This is a genomic window from Arthrobacter globiformis (assembly GCF_003261175.1).
Lineage (GTDB): Bacteria > Actinomycetota > Actinomycetes > Actinomycetales > Micrococcaceae > Arthrobacter > Arthrobacter globiformis_A.
Genome location: NZ_QLNP01000063.1, coordinates 188,108 through 204,658, shown reverse-complemented (window position 1 = coordinate 204,658; position 16,551 = coordinate 188,108). Strand labels below are relative to the sequence as shown.

The following is a 16,551-nucleotide window of genomic DNA, read 5'->3' as shown; positions in this document are numbered from 1 at the left end:
TGCCCCGTAGTCCCCACAGCGTGATCTTGCTGCTCTATCAAAGAGGATTCCCCCCATGCAGTCTGTAGACACCGCTGTCACGGATCTGGCTTCGGCCATGAAGAAGTTTTTCCGGCGTGTGCTGCCCATCATGCTGGTCATGCTCGTATGCAACCAGCTGAACAGGTCCAACATCGGCTACGCCCAAGACCATCTGCAGGCTGACGTCGGCATCGGCGCCGCGGCCTACGGTTTCGGCGCCGGTCTGTTCTTCATTGCGTATGCCATCTTCGAACTGCCCAGCAACGTGATGATGGAGAAGTACGGTGCCAAAATCTGGCTGACCCGGATCATGATCAGCTGGGGCATCGTGTCCTTCCTGATGGCGTTCGTCCAGAGCGAGACGATGTTCTACGTACTGCGGTTCCTGCTCGGTGCTGCGGAAGCAGGCTTCTTCCCGGCCGTCATCTTCTACTTCGCCCGCTGGGTCCCCGCCGGCCAGCGCGGCAAGGCGACCGCCGTCTTCATCGCCGGATCCTCGGTGGCAGCCGCCCTGGCCGGCCCCATCGCCGGCCTGCTCCTGAGCCTGCACGACGTCCTGGGCCTGCGCGGCTGGCAGTGGCTGTTCGGCTTCGAGGGGGCACTCTCCGTCATCGTCGGCACCACCGTGTTCTTCTTCCTGGACGCAAAGGTCCAGGATGCCAAGTGGCTGACGGCTGGCGAGAAATCGGCCCTGACGGCAACGATCGCCCAGGAGGACTCCCAGCACACGACGGCCAACGGCAAGCAGGACGGCAAGGTCAACCGCTGGAAGATGCTCCTGAACCCGCAGATCCTCCTGCTGTGCGGGATCTACTTCTCCGTGCAGCTTTCCATTTATGCGAACACGTTCTGGCTGCCGAGCATTGTCAAGCAGATCCCTGGCACCACGGACCTGAGCGTCGGCTTCCTCTCCTCCATCCCGTGGGTGTGCGCCGTCTTCGCCATGTACTTCGCGGCCAAGTGGCAGGACAAGGCGAAGTCCAAGCGCCCGCTGCTGGTCGCCGCACTCCTCGTGGCCGCCGTCGGCACGCTCGCAGCGGCCGTCGCTTCCCCGGTCCTTGCCCTGGTGTTCCTGGCCGTCGCAGCCATGGGCTTCAAAAGCGCATCACCGCTGTTCTGGACCATCCCGCAGTCGACCCTGCACCCGCTCGTCCTCGCCCCCGCCATCGCCATCATCAACTCCCTGGGCAACCTCGGCGGCTTCGTGGCACCGTTCGGGTTCGGCATCATCAAGGAGCAGACCGGAAGCGTTGTGCCCGGCCTGTTCGCCCTGGCAGCAGCATCGACGGTGGCCGCCGTCCTGGTGTACTTCCTCAAGGAGCGGAAGCCGGCCTCCGACGTCACGGAGAAGGCATCAGCGCCTGCCGCAACACAGCTGGAGCCGTCGGCGGCGAAGTAGGCCACGTTGCGCCAACCAGTATTGTCCTGAGCCCTCGGGGCGGGTGTCGGAATGCTGGCACCCGCCCCGCGGCGTTTTTCCTGCCAAGGCCGCGACTGGGCCCGCCGGCGCTCTGGCATTGCAGGGACAAGCATCGTACGCTCGGAGCAATCGCACGCGGCCGGGCGAAAGCCGAACGCTGCTCCCTGCGCTCCGGCCCCCGGCTGGTGCGCTTACCGGGATAGTCCCGCGAGAACCCGGGGGACAGCCGGCACAGGGAACGGGGATCCACTCATGCAGCGAAGCATCGCACCACTCTCCCTCACCGCCGCGGCGGCACTCTTCCTCGCCGGATGCGGAGGGCCAGCGCCGTCAACCACGGCCGCTCCCTCGAGTTCCGCGTCTGCAGCAACTGACGCGGCACCCTCCAGCACTTCACCGGCGGCAAGTACGACGGCGGAACCGTCCTCCGCGTCCGCCGCACCGACGTCAGCGGCGACGGCCTACACCAACGAGGACCTCACGGCGATCGTCACAGGACTCAAGGACGTGCAGGGACGGGCGCTGACAGTGGTTCCTGCCGCCCAGCTGGACCAGGGGCTTATCGTCGCCCGGGAACTGCTCAAGAACGCCGTCATCACGCCGAAAGCGTGCGGGGTGCTGGCGGACAACAACACCCAGGTTCCGGAAGGCAGCACCTACGCAGCGGGAGCAAGCCTGGCGGCGGAAGCCAAGACTGCAACGATCGTGACGGTTTTCGCGGTTAAGGACCCCACCGTCATGACAGCCCAGTTCGACAAGAGCGATGCAGCAGTCCGCGACTGTTCAACCTATACGGTCGAACTGAAGGGGCAGAAAATCACGAGTTCGATGAAGCCGGTCGAGGTTCCGGTGGACGCGGACAAGTCGGTAAGCGCGCTGCAAACCCAGACCCTCCCCAATGGCCAAAAGCAGGCCGTCCTAACGGTTACGGGTGTTAAAGGCACATTGGCGGCCACAGTCGCGAAAACGGGAGCCGCCGGCGCCGTGACCGAAAGCGCTGCCCCGGAACTCGCCAAGCTCGTCAATGCCGCTCTGGCTGCCGGCTAAGGGACCGGCTAACCCACCCAGGCCCGAAAACAAGAAAGAACCCCGGGAAATCATCGATTTCCCGGGGTTCTGATGCGTGCGCGAGGGGGGATTTGAACCCCCACGCCCTTTCGGACACTGGCACCTGAAGCCAGCGCGTCTGCCGTTCCGCCACTCGCGCGCAACTTCTTCCACTTCGCCCAACCGGAATCCGGTTGTGCACCTCGTGAAAGCAGCGAGATCAAGCATAACGGACATTCCCCGCAAATTCCTAATCGGGGCATTGCAGCCCCCTTGCGGCATGTTTTTCCCCGTCAGTGCCGCGGTTGCGACAGCCGTCGACGCCACTACGGAGGCAAGGTCTGGGCCTGTGATCGCCCCCACATCCACCGAAGAAACGTGAACGAATCGGGTTCCCGGCGCGTTGTGGATTAAGGTCTTTCGCAGACGTGGCAAGTAGTATCGGATACATAGGGGCCCGCTTCCGGCGGGCAGGCGTTTTGTCATGAGCTTCGTTGTGACCGCATCGCCAGAACGAGTTCCACGGGACGTGCTGTCCCTCAGCAACAAGGAAAGGAGAGGACCATGGGTTTGCTGGACAAGGTCGAACGCGGCATTGAAAAGGCCGTCCGCGGCGTCTTCTCCACCGGCTCCAAAGCCCAGGTTGAGCCCGTGGAAATCGCGAGCCGCCTCCGCCGCGAAGTAGACCACAAGGCCATCACCATCGCCGCCGGACGCACTCTAGTGCCCAACATTTTCGACGTGCTCCTGAGTGACGAGGATTTTCAGCGCGCCCAGGAATGGGGAACTCCCCTGGCCGAGGAACTCTGCGACGTCGTGATCAACCATGTCCGCAGCCAGGGCTACATCCTGCAGGGACCGGTCCGCATTTCTTTCCGCCGGGACGAATCCCACCGGGCCGGCGACTTCGAGATCACCTCCAAAACCGAAAAGTCCTCCGGTTCAGCGGCGCCCGCGCCGGCTGCTCCGCGGGCTAATGTGCCGGCAGCGCCGAGCCGCCAGCCCGTCCGCCTCCAGCCAGTCCTGGACATCGACGGACAGCGGTATTCACTCAATGCACCCTCCGTCGTTCTGGGCCGTTCATCAGAGGCTGACATCCTGGTGGACGACACCGGAGTCTCCCGCCGGCATCTGGAAATCCAGACCCACAGCGGCACCACCACCGCTGTCGACCTGGGCTCCACCAACGGCAGCTACGTCAACGGACACAAAGTGGCCGGCAGCATGGAGCTCACCGATGGCTCCACCATCACGATGGGACGGACCAAAATCATCTTCCGCCTCCTGCCCGCCAACAATGGCGGCCGCCCATGAGCGAACTGACCATCACAGCCCTGCGCTTCGGGTTCCTGCTTCTTCTCTGGGTTCTCATCTTCAGCATCGTCTCCGCCATGCGGCGCGACCTCATGATTGGCCGCAAGGCGGCCACCGGCGCCCCCACGGCTAGGCAGGTGCGGAAGAACCCGGAACTGGCCGAACCGGCCCCCGCACCGGCAAAGCAGCAGGCCCGCCAGCTGCTTGTCACCGAAGGCCCGCTCAAGGGCCGTACGGTCCCGCTCGCTGCCAGCCCCATCCTCCTGGGACGCGCGCAGGAGGCCACACTGGTACTCGAGGATGACTACGCTTCCGGCAGGCACGCCCGGCTCTTTCCACAGGGAAGCCGCTGGTTCATCGAGGACCTCGGCTCCACCAACGGCACCTATCTGGCCGAACAGCAGCTCACCAGGGCCCTGCCCGTGGACCTTGGTGTACCCGTGAGAATCGGCAAGACGGTCATTGAATTGAGGCCGTAGCCATGGCCGCTCCGGACATACCCGCGGGCGAGGTGCCAGCCTCGCCTCGGCCCCTCATCCTGCGCTATGCGGCGCGTTCTGACGTCGGCCGCATCCGCGCGAAGAACGACGACTCCGCCTACGTGGGACGGCATCTGGCCGTCGTGGCGGACGGCATGGGCGGCCACGCCGGCGGCGATGTTGCTTCCGCCGCCACTGTCCTGGACATGATCCACCTGGACACCGACGACTACGATGATGACGCCGGCACCGTGCTGGCCGACGAGATCCAGACCGCCAACTCGCTGCTCTCGGAGCTCGTTCACATCAATCCCAAGCTGGCGGGCATGGGCACCACCGTGACTGCCCTGCTGCTGGCCGAGGGCAAGCTCCATTTCGCCCACATCGGCGACTCCCGCGCCTACCGCCTGCGCGACGGCGAGTTCGAGCAGATCAGCATTGACCACACTTTCGTTCAGCGCCTCATCGACGAGGGCCGGCTGCGCCCCGAAGAAGCAGAAACCCATCCGCACAAGAACGTCCTGATGCGAGTCCTCGGTGACGTCGATGCGAGCCCCGAACTGGACCTCGCCACCATCGAGGTGCAGCCCGGAGAGCGCTGGCTGCTCTGCTCCGACGGTCTGAATTACGTCGCGGGCCACGTCGTGGAGCGCACCGTGCGGGAAACGCCGAATCTGAGCGAATGCGTCGAGACCCTCGTTGACCTCACCCTCGAGGCGGGCGCACCGGACAACGTCACCGTTGTCATGGTGGAAATCGTGGAGGAAACGCCCGACGACGTCAGCACGGCCGCCGTCGACATCGTCCCTGACGCCGAACAACCGCAAGCGATTACCGGGACGAAGGCCGCGGCCCCGGATGAGCCAGCCGCCGCCCCGATTTCCGGCCCGGCCGGCTCGGCGGCAACGGAATCGAACCCTGGATCCACGGACTCTTCCGCCCCGCAAGCCGCAGTACCCACGTCCGGCAACTCCGGCCCCGCCCGGACATCCGGGGCCGACGAGACAAGCGAGGATGCCGGCAAACCGCCGTCGAACGAACCGGCTACCAGCACCGATCCACATCTGGGCGAGCATCTGTCCGCGGAGGTACTGCGCGAGGAACTGTCCTCCCGGCCCCACATCCTCGTGGGTGCAGCTGTCGCTGCTGCCGAGACCGGTTCCATCCCCACCATTGCTGGCCGCACCGTCGCGCGCCGCGCGGCAACCGTCCTGACGCACAAGTCAGACCATGCCCGCGAAGAGTCCGAGGAATTCACGCCCGCGAGGCGCCCGCGCCGCTGGCTTACCCTGGGAATTGCGGGCGCCGCACTCCTGGTCCTGGCCGTCGGACTCTGGCTCGGTTACGCCTGGACCCAGACGCGCTACTACATCGGTGAATTCGACCAGCGGGTGGCCATCTTCAACGGCGTCTCCCAGCGCCTCGGCCCCATCCAGCTCTCAAACCTGGAAGCGGTCACGGACATCCGGATGGATTCGCTGCCCCAGTTCTCGCAGCAGCGGGTCCGCCAGACGGTCCCCGCGCGGGATCTGTACGATGCCCAGCGGATCGTCAAGAACCTTGAGCGCACGGGAAGCACCGCACCCTCGGATGAGTGCTTGACTCCGTCTCCGACGGCCACCGCCTCGGCCTCGGCGAGGGCTACGGCATCAGGCGCAGCCAAGGCCTCCGCCACTCCGAAGCCTACGGCCACGACCCCGAAGGCGACCGCAACCGCCAAGCCGACGCCATCGGCAACAGCCGGAGCCTCGGCCGCACCCACCCCAACCGCAACCTGTGAGGGGGGCCAATGAGCCACGCCGACACCATGCCCAAACCCCGGCGCAACGTGGAACTGCTGTTGCTGGTGCTCGCCCTGTCGGTCAGCATCGGCGCCAACGCGCTAATCAGCATCGACGAACAGACCTCGCTGGACACGGACTTCTGGTTCCAGTCCAGCCTGCTCGCCGTTGCGTCCCTGGTGTTCCATGTGGTCCTCCGGCTCCGCGCCAAGTATGCCGATCCGGTAATACTTCCGCTGGTCGTTGCCCTGAACGGCCTCGGCCTGGCGATGATCCACCGGCTCGACGCTCCGGGTGACGACACCGGCAACAACCAGCTGCGCTGGACCGTCATCGCCATGGCCGTGGCCATCGCGGTGATCTGGTTCCTCAAGGACCACCGTGTCCTGCGCCGCTTCACCTACATCTCCCTGGCCGTCAGCGCCCTGCTCCTGATACTTCCGCTGGTCCCCGGCATCTCCGCCGGCGAGATCCTCGGCGCCCGGGTGTGGATTCGCCTCGGCCCGATGACCTTCCAGCCAGGTGAGGTCGCCAAGATCACCCTCGCCATATTCTTTGCCGGATATCTTTCCTCGAACCGCGACCTCATCATGCTGGCCGGCCGCAAGATCGGGCCCATGCAGTTCCCCCGGTTCAAGGACATGGGACCCATGATCACGGCCTGGCTGGTAAGCATCGGCGTGCTGATCTTCCAGCGGGACCTCGGATCGTCCGTGCTGTTCTTCGGCCTGTTCATCGTGATGATCTACGTGGCCACCAGCCGCATCAGCTGGGTGGTCATCGGCCTCACCCTGATCCTCGGCGGCGGCTTCGTGGCGTCCAAGGTCTTCTCACACGTTGGCCTGCGCATCGACAGCTGGCTCAATGCCTTCACCGAGGAAGTCTTCGGGCGGTCCCCCGGCGGCAGCGGCCAGATCGTGGAAGGCCTGTTCGGCATGGCCAGCGGCGGGCTCGTAGGCACCGGCCTCGGACAGGGCCGGCCCAACCTGGTGCCGTTCGCCAACAGCGACATGATCATCGCCTCCTTCGGCGAGGAACTGGGCCTGATCGGCCTGTTCGCCATCGTGATGATGTACCTGCTGCTCTTCACCCGCGGTTTCCGTGCCGCCCTCGGCACCCGCGACGCCTTCGGCAAGCTCCTCGCCTGCGGCCTGTCCTTCGCGGTGGCGCTGCAGTGCTTCGTGGTGATCGGTGGCGTCACGCGGCTGATTCCGCTGACCGGCCTCACCACGCCCTTCCTGGCCGCTGGTGGCTCCTCGCTGCTGGCCAACTGGATCATCGTAGGCCTGCTGCTGATGATCTCGCACACGGCCCGCGGCCCCGTGGACACCTCACCGATGCAGCCCGGCCGCACACCTGAGGCGCAGAAGCCGGCTCCGGTGACAGCCGCAGGCAGCCGGCAGGACCGGAACACTACCCAGACTCTCCCAGACGCTCCCACCGAGGCGGTGAAACACCTGTGAACCAGGCCATTCGACATTCATGGATCGCCGCGATCGCCATGTTCGCCCTGATTTTTGGTGCGATCAGCTACGTCCAGGTGGTGGGCGCGGACGAGCTCAAAGCCAATCCGTGGAACCGGCGAGCCATATTGCAGAACTACTGCAATGACCGGGGAGCGATCCTCGTGGGTGGGTCCGCCATCGCCGAATCCGTCCCGGGCAATGAATCCTGCAAGTTCCAGCGCCGGTACAACCAGCCCGAGCTGTATGCCGGGCTGACCGGATACTTTTCCCGGAGTTACGGGGTAACCGGTCTGGAAAGCGCCATGGACGCGCAGCTGGCCGGAAGCGCGGACCAGCTCTTCTTCGACCGGATCGGACAGCTCTTCCTGGGCAACCAGCCCAAGGGCGCATCGGTCGAGCTGACCATTGACCCCAAGATCCAGAAGCTGGCTTACGACCTCATTCCGGACGGCCAGCGGGGATCGATCGTCGTGACCGATCCCAAGACGGGCAACATCCTGGCCATGGTCAGCAAGCCCTCCTACGATCCCAACCTCATCGCAAGCCAGGACGTATCCAAGGAGCAGGCTGCTTACAACGCGGCGATCAAGGTCCCGGGCATCAATCTGAACCCCTCGGTCAGCGGCCCCACTGGCGCCCTGCTGGCACCGGGCTCGGTTTTCAAGCTGGTGGACACGGCAGCAGCCCTGAAATCCGGCAAGTACAACGCCGACAGCGTGCTGCCCAACCCGGCCCAGATGAGCTTCCCGGGCATCCAGTACCAGCTGCCCAACTACGCCGGCGGCAACTGCTACACCCGGAACACAGCGAGCTTCGCGTTCGCGCTGCAGCAGTCCTGCAACACGCCCTTCGCCAGTATTGCCCGCGATCTTGGGGAAAAGGCGATCGCTGAGCAGGCCAGCAAGTTCGGCTTCAATTCAGATCTCGGCGACCAGCTCAAGCTGGACTACGCACGCAGCATTTTCCCCTCGAACCTCGACGACGCAGGACTGGCGCAGTCCGCCATCGGCCAGCGCGACGTCCGTGCGACGCCGCTCCAGATCGCGGTGATGACCTCGGCCATCGCGAACAGTGGGGTGCAGATGGCTCCGAACCTGATCAAGGCCGTACGTTCCCCCGACCTCCGCGTGATCGACGAACCCAAGCCGGTGGCTTTGCGGACCTCCACGACGCCGGAGATCGCGGGACAGATCACCGAGTGGATGACCAGTGTGGTCAGCGAGGGCATCGGCTCCGGCGCCGCCGTCCCCGGCGTCGAGGTCGCCGGCAAGACCGGCACCGCCGAACTCGGGGACGGCCTGAATAACTCTTGGTTTACGGGGTTCGCCCCGGCTAACGATCCGCAAGTGTCCGTCACCGTCGTCATGCAGGGCGTGGACATCACCGCCGGAGCACAGCTAACCAGTCCGAACGCAAAGAGAATTTTTGAGGCGGTGTTGAATAAGTGAGGCCTACATCGGGAATCACCCTCGGCGGCAGATTCCAGTTGACCACGCGTATTGCGATCGGCGGCATGGGTGAAGTCTGGAAGGCCAAGGACCAGATCCTGGGCCGGATCGTGGCCATCAAGGTGCTCAAAGAGGAGTACACGGGCGACCCCGGCTTCCTCCAGCGGTTCCGCGCGGAAGCCCGCCACACCGCGCTCCTCAACCACGTGGGCATCGCCAACGTCTTCGACTACGGCGAGGAGGAAGGCTCCGCCTACCTCGTGATGGAGCTGGTTCCCGGCCAGCCGCTGAGCAGCATCATCGAGCATGAGCAGGTGCTCTCACCGGACCGTACGCTGTCCATCATGGCGCAGACGGCGCGCGCCCTGTCTGTGGCCCACGCCCAGGGCCTGGTGCACCGTGACATCAAGCCCGGGAACCTGCTCATCACCCCTGACGGGCGGGTCAAGGTCACCGACTTCGGCATCGCGCGCCTGGCAGACCAGGTGCCGCTGACCCAGACCGGCCAGGTCATGGGCACCGCCCAGTACCTCGCCCCGGAACAGGCCACCGGCCAGACCGCCACCGGCGCCTCGGACATCTACTCGCTCGGCGTCATCGGTTACGAATGCCTCACCGGGCACCGGCCGTTCTCCGGCGAATCCCAGATCGCAATCGCCCTTGCCCAGGTCAACGATGCGCCGCCGCCCCTGCCGGAGTCCCTGCCCAAGCCGGTCCGGGCGCTCCTGATGTCCATGCTGGCCAAGGATCCGAAGAACCGCCCGGCCAACGCCATCAAACTGGCCGAGGCAGCGGAGGCCATCCGCAACGGTGATATCTCGGCAGCCCACGCCGCTGTCCCCGGCATGCTCCTATACGAGGGGGGCACCGGTGCCATGACGGCCCCGGTCAATATCGCTACGGCACCAACCGGGGTGATCGGCTCGGAGAAAAGCCCGACGGCGGCCACCTCCGCGCTGCCCGTGCTCGGCGCGGCAGCCGCTGGTGCTGCCGCGGGCGGAGCCGCTGCTGCGGCCGCCGGGAGCCCCTCAGATGCCGCCCCCACGCGGGCAGGGAGCACGTTGTCGCGTGCCGATGCCCTGGCCGCCGAGCGCAGTTGGGACCAGGAAGAGGACCAGTACGCAGCACCGTACGACGGCGAACCCGCCGATGAGCCCGAGCGGCGGAAGCGCAGCCCGTGGACCTGGCCTCTGATCGCCCTGATCCTGCTGGTCCTGTTCGCCGTCGCCGGTATCCTTCTGAGCCAGGGCGGCGTCCTGTTTCCGGGCCAGAGCCCTGCCGCCACCACGTCGAGCACACCCAGCCGCAGCGTGAGCACCAGTTCCACGCCCACGCCTACCCAGACGTCGGAGACTCCAACGCCGACGCCCACACCGACGCCGACGCAGTCCACCCCCCAGGCCATCAACGTCATTCCGGACGCGTACCTCGGCAAGCAGTACAGCGAGGTCCGCGCCGAACTGATCGCGCTCGGGCTCAAGGTCAACGGCGATGAAGTCTTCAACCCCGCCACACCCGGCACGGTCACGGACCTCAACCCGTCCGGCCCGCTGCAGGCCGGCGACACCGTAAAGGTCACCTATTCCAAGGGACCGAAGAAGATCGCCGTCCCGGACATCGGTACGGGAAGCAGCGAGTCCGAAGTCCAGTCAGCCATCGAGAAGGCGGGTCTGCGCTGGCAAAAGGGCGCCGACGAGCCCGGCGATCCCGGCCAGGACGCCGGAACCTTCGTCCGTTCCGAGCCCGAAAGCGGCCGGGAGGTCGACGCAGGCACTGTGGTGACTTACCACCTGTCCGAGGCACTGATCCCTACTCCCTCATCCACGCCGACTCCAAGCGGCTCGCCCAGCGGACCATAAGCCGTGACGACGCCGCGAAATCCGTCACACCGGGAAGACAACATCCCGGTGACCAGTCAGCGCGTTCTGAACGGACGCTATGAACTTGGGGAACTCATCGGCCGCGGGGGCATGGCCGACGTGCACCGCGGCCTGGATACCCGGCTGGGCCGGACGGTTGCCATCAAGCTGCTCCGCCCCGACCTGGCCCGGGACCCCCAGTTCCAGGCCAGGTTCAAGCGCGAGGCCCAGGCCGTCGCAGCCCTGAACCATCCGTCGATCGTGGCCATCTACGACACGGGCGAACACACCGTACCGGGCGACGCGCACGACCAGGTCCGCGTTCCCTACATCGTCATGGAGTACGTGGCCGGCAAGACGCTCCGGGACCTGATCAGGGCCAGCGACATCACCATTGACCAGGCGGTGGAGTACACGCTGGGTGTCCTGTCTGCACTGGAATACAGCCACAAGGCCGGAATCGTGCACCGGGACATCAAACCGGCGAATGTGATGTACTGCGCGAACTCGGACATGGTCAAGGTGATGGACTTCGGCATTGCCCGCGCGGTGGCCGATTCCTCCGCGACCATGACCCAGACCCAGGCGGTGGTGGGCACCGCCCAGTACCTGTCGCCGGAGCAGGCCCGCGGCGAGGCAGTGGACGCGCGCAGCGACCTGTACTCCGCAGGCTGCCTGCTGTACGAAACGCTGACCGGCCGCCCGCCCTTCGTGGGTGAAAGCCCCGTATCCGTGGCGTACCAGCATGTCCGCGAGAAGCCGGAACCCGCCAGCAACTTCAATCCGGAAATCACCGGAGCGCTGGACAGCGTGCTTGAAAAGGCGTTGCAGAAGAACCGTGCCGACCGTTTCCAGGATGCAGCGGCCTTCCGCCGTGCGCTGCGGGCCGCCAAGAACGGGATCCCGGTTCCGGCATTGTCGCCGAGCGAAGCGCCGACGGACCCCAATGACATTCCTGAGCCGCACCGCACGCCTCCCACCGAAGCGTTTTCCACGACCGGAGCCAGCTTCCTCGACGACGCTCCCGCGGGCCGCCTGCGCCGTACCCGGGACACGGACGATGATGCGTCCGTGCTGCCCACCGAGGCCGCGGCGGTCTACGAGACGGCTGAGCACGATGAACTTCCGCTGGGCCTGCCCCGCGAACGGGAGCGATCGGGCTTACAGACGTCCCGCCGTCGGGCCTGGATCACGACATTCGTGATCTTCACGCTCCTGGTGCTGGCGGGCGGCGGCCTGTGGTTCTACAACTTCCTCAACCAGCCGCCCGCCGAACCGGTGCGCGTCGCGATTCCCGCGGTGGAGAAGCTCTCCGAATCAGAGGCGCTGCAGGCGCTCTACGACGCGAAGCTGCGGCCGCAGATAAAGCGGGTGCAGCACGACTCGGTCGCCAAGGGCACTGCCATTGGCACTGCGCCGCCGGCGGGATCGTCGCTGGAACCGAACTCGGAAATTGTCCTGAACATCTCGTCGGGCCCCAGTGCCGTCAAGATCCCGGAGACGCTGCCGGGACGGACGGAGGCGGCAGCCCGCGACATCCTGCGGCAGGCGGGGCTGGTGGGTGCGCCGTCCACCACCATGGCCAACAGCGCCACAGTTCCCGCGGGCCTGGTGATCACCACCAAGCCGGCGCCCGGCCAGCAGGTGGCGGTGGGGAGCACCGTTGAGATCCTGGTGTCCACAGGCAAGGTGGCTATGCCTGAGCTTCGCGGCATGAACCGTGCCGAGGCCGAAGCAGCGCTCAAGGAGCTCGGCTTGGTTGCCGTCATCACCGAGGTGGAGAACTCCCAGGTCCAGCCGGGCCAGGTGACCGGTCAGAGCGATCCGATCAACTCCCTCGTGGAGCAGGGCAAGGCCATCACCGTGACGGTGGCCAAGGCCCCGGCGCCCGCACCCACCCCGACGCCGACGCCGAGCCCCACGAAGGGCAAGTAGGGCCCACCGAGCCGGATCCTAGTGCTGGATGAGCGGGCTGAGCTTGGCTGCCCGTTCGGCGGCACCCTTCATGCCAAGCGACTCGAGCCAGTTGCCCAGCATCTGGTAGCCGCCCTCCGTCAGCACGGACTCGGGGTGGAACTGGACACCGCACAGCGGCGCGGTGCGGTGCTGCAGGCCCATGATGACGCCGCTGGCGGTTTCCGCCGTGATCTCCAGGATCTCCGGAATCGTGTCCCGGACGGCGGCCAGGGAGTGGTAGCGCGTGGCCGTCACGGGGGAGGGCAGGCCGGCAAAAACGCTGGCCCCGTCGTGCTGGACCAGGGAGGTCTTGCCGTGCATGAGCTCCGGGGCATGGGTCACCGTTCCGCCGTACGCCTCCGCAAGGGCCTGGTGCCCGAGGCAGACGCCAAACATCGGCTTCGTCTTCTCCCCGCACCAGCGGATCAGCTCGATGCAGACCCCCGCTTCGGACGGCGAGCCCGGGCCGGGCGAGATGAGTACGCCGTCGCGCGCTTCTGCCATTTCGATCGCCTCGGCGAGGGTCACATCGTCATTGCGGACAACTGTTGTCTCGGCGCCGAGCTCCTGGAGGTAGCCCACCAGGGTGTAGACGAAGCTGTCGTAGTTGTCCACGACGAGTATCTTTGCTGTGCTCATGGGTTTCTTGGTGCACCAATCGTTGAGTCGGTGAATTGGGTGAACTGGGACATCCAGGGGAAAAGGAACTCGACCATCAGGAACACCGCGCCGGCAGCCAGCAGCAGCGACGTGAGGACGCGGAGCCAGAGGGGCCCGGGGAGGTGACGGAAAATCCAGCCATACATGCCTAGCCTTCCCCCCGTGCGCGTGCTACCTGGGCCGCGATCTCTGCGGGCGGCCCCGCGGACGTCGGCTGCCAGCGGTCCAGCACCGAATAGGCGATGATCCGTTCCTCTGAGCCGAAGCGGGGATTGCAGCTGGTCATGGTCAGAAGCCTTTCGCTGGGGCGCACCCCGGGCTGGTTGGGCACCGGGAGGAGGACATCGGCTTCGCTCGGCAGAACAATGCGGTTGTTGCGGAACACATAGACGTAGTAACCGTCCCGCGTCTGGACGTAGATCTTGTCGCCGGGAACCAGCGTGTGGATATTGTCCAGGACGGCGCCGTGTGTCTGCCGGTGGCCTGCCACGGCGAAATTGCCCACGGCGCCCGGCATGGACGTGTTGCCGTAGTGGCCGAGGCCGAGGGTGTCCAGGACGTCGCCGCTGGTGCCCTCGACAATGGGCCGGGTGTAGTTCTCGCCAAACCGGGGAATGTACATGATCCCGATGGTTCCGCCGTGCCCGGGGGCTTCTCCCACCGCTGGCGCTCCGTAGTCCTTCGGACCGGAAGCGGCCGTGCCGCCCGTCGCAGCCGGTGTGGGCGCGGGCGCCACCGGACCACCCAGGTCCCTGGCAAAGTCCTTGACCGCGGCGGTTTGCTTGGCATCGGACTCCACGTTGGTCCACCAAAGCTGCCACGCGACAAACAGGAGCAGCACTATGCCGGCGGTGATGAGCAGCTCGCCGAAGATCTGCACGGCCTTCCGCAGGATTACGACGCCGGTTGCCGGCTTAGCGGTTGCCGTCACCTTCTCCTGCAATACCACGCGATCTCCTCCAAGGCGGTTGCGGGGCACCGGCGCGGACTGAACTACAGCTAGAATTGGCTGCTAGTAAGACTTCAGACCTGACCAAGAGTGTGCAGACCGCCGGCAATCCCCTTCCAGCAGGATATCAAGCCCCGGTCCCTCCTCTTGATTCAGCAGCCAAGGAGGACATGTGCCCGAGTCAAAGCCACGTAAGAAGACTGCCCGCCCGGCCGAGCCCGTTTCCACCGAGGCCTACAAGCCGAACCCCGTCTGGTTCAAGCCGGTCATGTTCGGCCTGATGATCATCGGGCTGCTCTGGATCATCACCTTCTACATCAGCGAGGGCCAGCTGCCCGTGCAGGCATGGGAGTCCTGGAATATCCTGGCCGGGTTCGGCATAGCGATCGTCGGCTTCCTGATGACCACGCGCTGGCGCTCCTGAACTGACACCCATGACCGCAGAAGGCATCATCATCGGCGAGGATGGCCTGGCCCGTCCGCTGTGGGCTTCCACGGACCCCCTTCTGCGCGAGTATTACGACACTGAGTGGGGCCTGCCCGTCCGGGACGAGCAGGGCCTTTACGAGCGCATCAGCCTCGAAGCGTTCCAGGCGGGCCTGTCCTGGGCCACCATCCTGCGCAAACGCCCTGCCTTCCGTGCGGCCTTCCACGACTTCCAACCCGAAACCGTGGCCGCCTTTACCGAGGCCGACGTCGAGCGCCTCCTTCAGGACCCCGGCATCGTGCGAAACCGCCTGAAGATCCGTGCCGCCATCACCAATGCCCGGGCCACCATAGCGCTGCGGGACGAGGGCGGCCTCGCTGACTTTGTCTGGGCGTTCCAGCCGACCGCCACTCCTGCCCCCGCCACCTACGCCGACGTGCCCACCACGTCCCCCGAGTCCATCGCCCTCTCCAAGGCACTGCGGAAGAAGGGCTTCGCCTTCGTGGGGCCCACCACCATGTTCGCCCTGATGGAAGCCATCGGCATGGTGGACACGCATCTGGTGGACAGCCACCGCAGGGGAACCTCAGGCGTCTGGGCCTGACCGCTGCCGGGCGCTGGACCGCTGCTCAGCCCCGCACCCGCGCCCTCCAGTCCACACGTGTTGGTAAAGATATCCACACTGTTGATAACTTCGTTGACTGCAGCCCAAGGAAAAGGCAATGCGCGCCGGGCTGGCGGCGTCCGGATGGCCAAACTTGCATATTTGAAGTTATTAACAGTTGTGGAAATGACTGTGGAAAACCGTGCGTTCAGTCCTTCTGAGGGCGGACAGGGTGCTGGCTGGTGATGGACACGCGGTTGAAGGCGTTCATCGCGATGGCCAGCCAGCTCACGGCTGAGTATTGCTCGTCTGTGAGGTGCTCCCGCGCGCAGGCGTCCTCCAGATCGCGCGTGCGGGCATCGGGGAGAACCGTGATGCTCTCGGCCAAGGCCAGCGCTGCGCGCTCGTGGTCCTCAAACACCGCGGTGTCCCGCCAAGCTGGCAGGACGGCCAGGCGCTGCGTGGATTCACCGCCCTTGACGGCATCGGCGACGTGCATGTCGAGGCAATACGCGCAGCCGTTGATCTGCGATATCCGGACATTGAGCAGTTCGATGAGCTTTTCGTCCAGGCCGGCTTCCAGCATCGCTTCCTTGGCCTTCAGCCCGAGCCCATTCAGCGCCCGCCAGGCCGCGGGGTGATGCTTGTCCAGGAAGATGTGGCTGTGGGTAGTCAAGTCATTGCTCCTCGGGTCCCACGGGTTCACCCCCGCGGCTCTCAGTCAGAGACTACACGGGCGCGCTGCGCGCGCGGCGGGTTATCCACTTAGCAACAGGCGGCTACCCACAAGTTATCCACAGATGGGGAAAACTTGTGGGTAGCGATGACGCCGACGCCAGAATGTAGGGGTTGAGGAGCCTCTCAACCCCTGAATGACATCCCGGTGAGTTATTAACAGTGTGAATAACCCTGTTGAAAGTGCGCCCAATAATCCCCTTCCCCGACGCTGATTTGCCTGCTTATCCCCAAGAGGCCCCGCTGAGGCCGGATTTGGGCAAAGTTGTCCACTTAACCACAAGGGCAGGCCTCGAAGTTATCCACGCGTGTGGACGGAGGCGTGCAAAATGATCGGAAGTGGCCCACCAGCCCGCTATCGCAGGGGCCAAGAGTTGACTTACAA

The 16,551-nt window shown here is 65.5% G+C and carries 14 protein-coding genes and 1 tRNA gene; 11 read left to right on the top strand and 4 right to left on the bottom strand.

Going from position 1 to position 16,551, the window contains the following annotated elements:
* Nucleotides 1-55 precede the first annotated feature (55 nt).
* Nucleotides 56-1,420, top strand: coding sequence for an MFS transporter (locus DBZ45_RS06910; protein WP_111903181.1), 1,365 nt, complete (start codon nt 56-58; stop codon nt 1,418-1,420).
* A 273-nt stretch (nt 1,421-1,693) separates the two neighbouring features.
* A complete protein-coding gene (locus DBZ45_RS06905) occupies nt 1,694-2,488 on the top strand; it encodes a hypothetical protein (protein ID WP_111903180.1) in 795 nt (264 codons plus the stop codon).
* Nucleotides 2,489-2,565: 77 nt separating this feature from the next.
* Here the strand turns inward: DBZ45_RS06905 and DBZ45_RS06900 are convergent.
* Nucleotides 2,566-2,648 (bottom strand) — tRNA-Leu (locus DBZ45_RS06900).
* 404 nt (nt 2,649-3,052) lie between these two features.
* On the opposite strand from DBZ45_RS06900, the gene DBZ45_RS06895 reads away from it, so the two are divergent.
* Genes DBZ45_RS06895 through pknB form a run of 7 tightly spaced genes read left to right on the top strand, consistent with a single transcriptional unit; the run spans nt 3,053 to nt 12,770 of the window.
* Complete coding sequence (locus tag DBZ45_RS06895) at nt 3,053-3,802, top strand: FhaA domain-containing protein (RefSeq protein ID WP_111903179.1); 750 nt, start codon at nt 3,053-3,055, stop codon at nt 3,800-3,802.
* Nucleotides 3,799-4,281: an FHA domain-containing protein FhaB/FipA gene (locus DBZ45_RS06890; protein WP_102972613.1), complete on the top strand. Its 483-nt coding sequence runs from the start codon at nt 3,799-3,801 to the stop codon at nt 4,279-4,281. Before DBZ45_RS06895 ends, DBZ45_RS06890 begins: the two co-directional genes overlap by 4 nt.
* A 2-nt stretch (nt 4,282-4,283) precedes the next feature.
* Nucleotides 4,284-6,074 (top strand): PP2C family protein-serine/threonine phosphatase, encoded by a 1,791-nt coding sequence (locus DBZ45_RS06885; RefSeq protein WP_111903178.1) that lies wholly within the window; start codon nt 4,284-4,286, stop codon nt 6,072-6,074.
* Nucleotides 6,071-7,525: an FtsW/RodA/SpoVE family cell cycle protein gene (locus tag DBZ45_RS06880; protein WP_111903177.1), complete on the top strand. Its 1,455-nt coding sequence runs from the start codon at nt 6,071-6,073 to the stop codon at nt 7,523-7,525. Before DBZ45_RS06885 ends, DBZ45_RS06880 begins: the two co-directional genes overlap by 4 nt.
* Nucleotides 7,522-8,976 (top strand): peptidoglycan D,D-transpeptidase FtsI family protein, encoded by a 1,455-nt coding sequence (locus DBZ45_RS06875; RefSeq protein ID WP_111903176.1) that lies wholly within the window; start codon nt 7,522-7,524, stop codon nt 8,974-8,976. Before DBZ45_RS06880 ends, DBZ45_RS06875 begins: the two co-directional genes overlap by 4 nt.
* Entirely contained in the window at nt 8,973-10,835 is a 1,863-nt protein-coding gene (locus tag DBZ45_RS06870) for a protein kinase domain-containing protein (RefSeq protein WP_111903175.1), read from the top strand. The genes DBZ45_RS06875 and DBZ45_RS06870 overlap by 4 nt, the downstream gene beginning before the upstream one ends.
* Nucleotides 10,836-10,883: 48 nt before the next feature.
* Nucleotides 10,884-12,770, top strand: a complete 1,887-nt coding sequence (gene pknB / locus DBZ45_RS06865) for a Stk1 family PASTA domain-containing Ser/Thr kinase (RefSeq protein WP_223256961.1) — start codon at nt 10,884-10,886, stop codon at nt 12,768-12,770.
* Between the two features lie 18 nt (nt 12,771-12,788).
* Here pknB and DBZ45_RS06860 read toward each other — a convergent pair whose 3' ends face one another.
* Complete coding sequence (locus DBZ45_RS06860) at nt 12,789-13,430, bottom strand: aminodeoxychorismate/anthranilate synthase component II (protein ID WP_111903173.1); 642 nt, start codon at nt 13,428-13,430, stop codon at nt 12,789-12,791.
* Nucleotides 13,431-13,599: 169 nt separating this feature from the next.
* Complete coding sequence (locus tag DBZ45_RS06855; RefSeq protein WP_111903172.1) at nt 13,600-14,400, bottom strand: class E sortase; 801 nt, start codon at nt 14,398-14,400, stop codon at nt 13,600-13,602.
* A 172-nt stretch (nt 14,401-14,572) separates the two neighbouring features.
* Here DBZ45_RS06855 and DBZ45_RS06850 point away from each other — a divergent pair, with 172 nt between their 5' ends.
* A complete protein-coding gene (locus DBZ45_RS06850) occupies nt 14,573-14,824 on the top strand; it encodes a cell division protein CrgA (RefSeq protein ID WP_102972605.1) in 252 nt (83 codons plus the stop codon).
* Between the two features lie 10 nt (nt 14,825-14,834).
* Nucleotides 14,835-15,431: a DNA-3-methyladenine glycosylase I gene (locus DBZ45_RS06845; RefSeq protein WP_111903171.1), complete on the top strand. Its 597-nt coding sequence runs from the start codon at nt 14,835-14,837 to the stop codon at nt 15,429-15,431.
* Nucleotides 15,432-15,639: 208 nt separating this feature from the next.
* On the opposite strand, the gene DBZ45_RS06840 is transcribed toward DBZ45_RS06845, so the two are convergent.
* Entirely contained in the window at nt 15,640-16,107 is a 468-nt protein-coding gene (locus tag DBZ45_RS06840; RefSeq protein WP_111903170.1) for a carboxymuconolactone decarboxylase family protein, read from the bottom strand.
* Nucleotides 16,108-16,551: the final 444 nt, after the last annotated feature.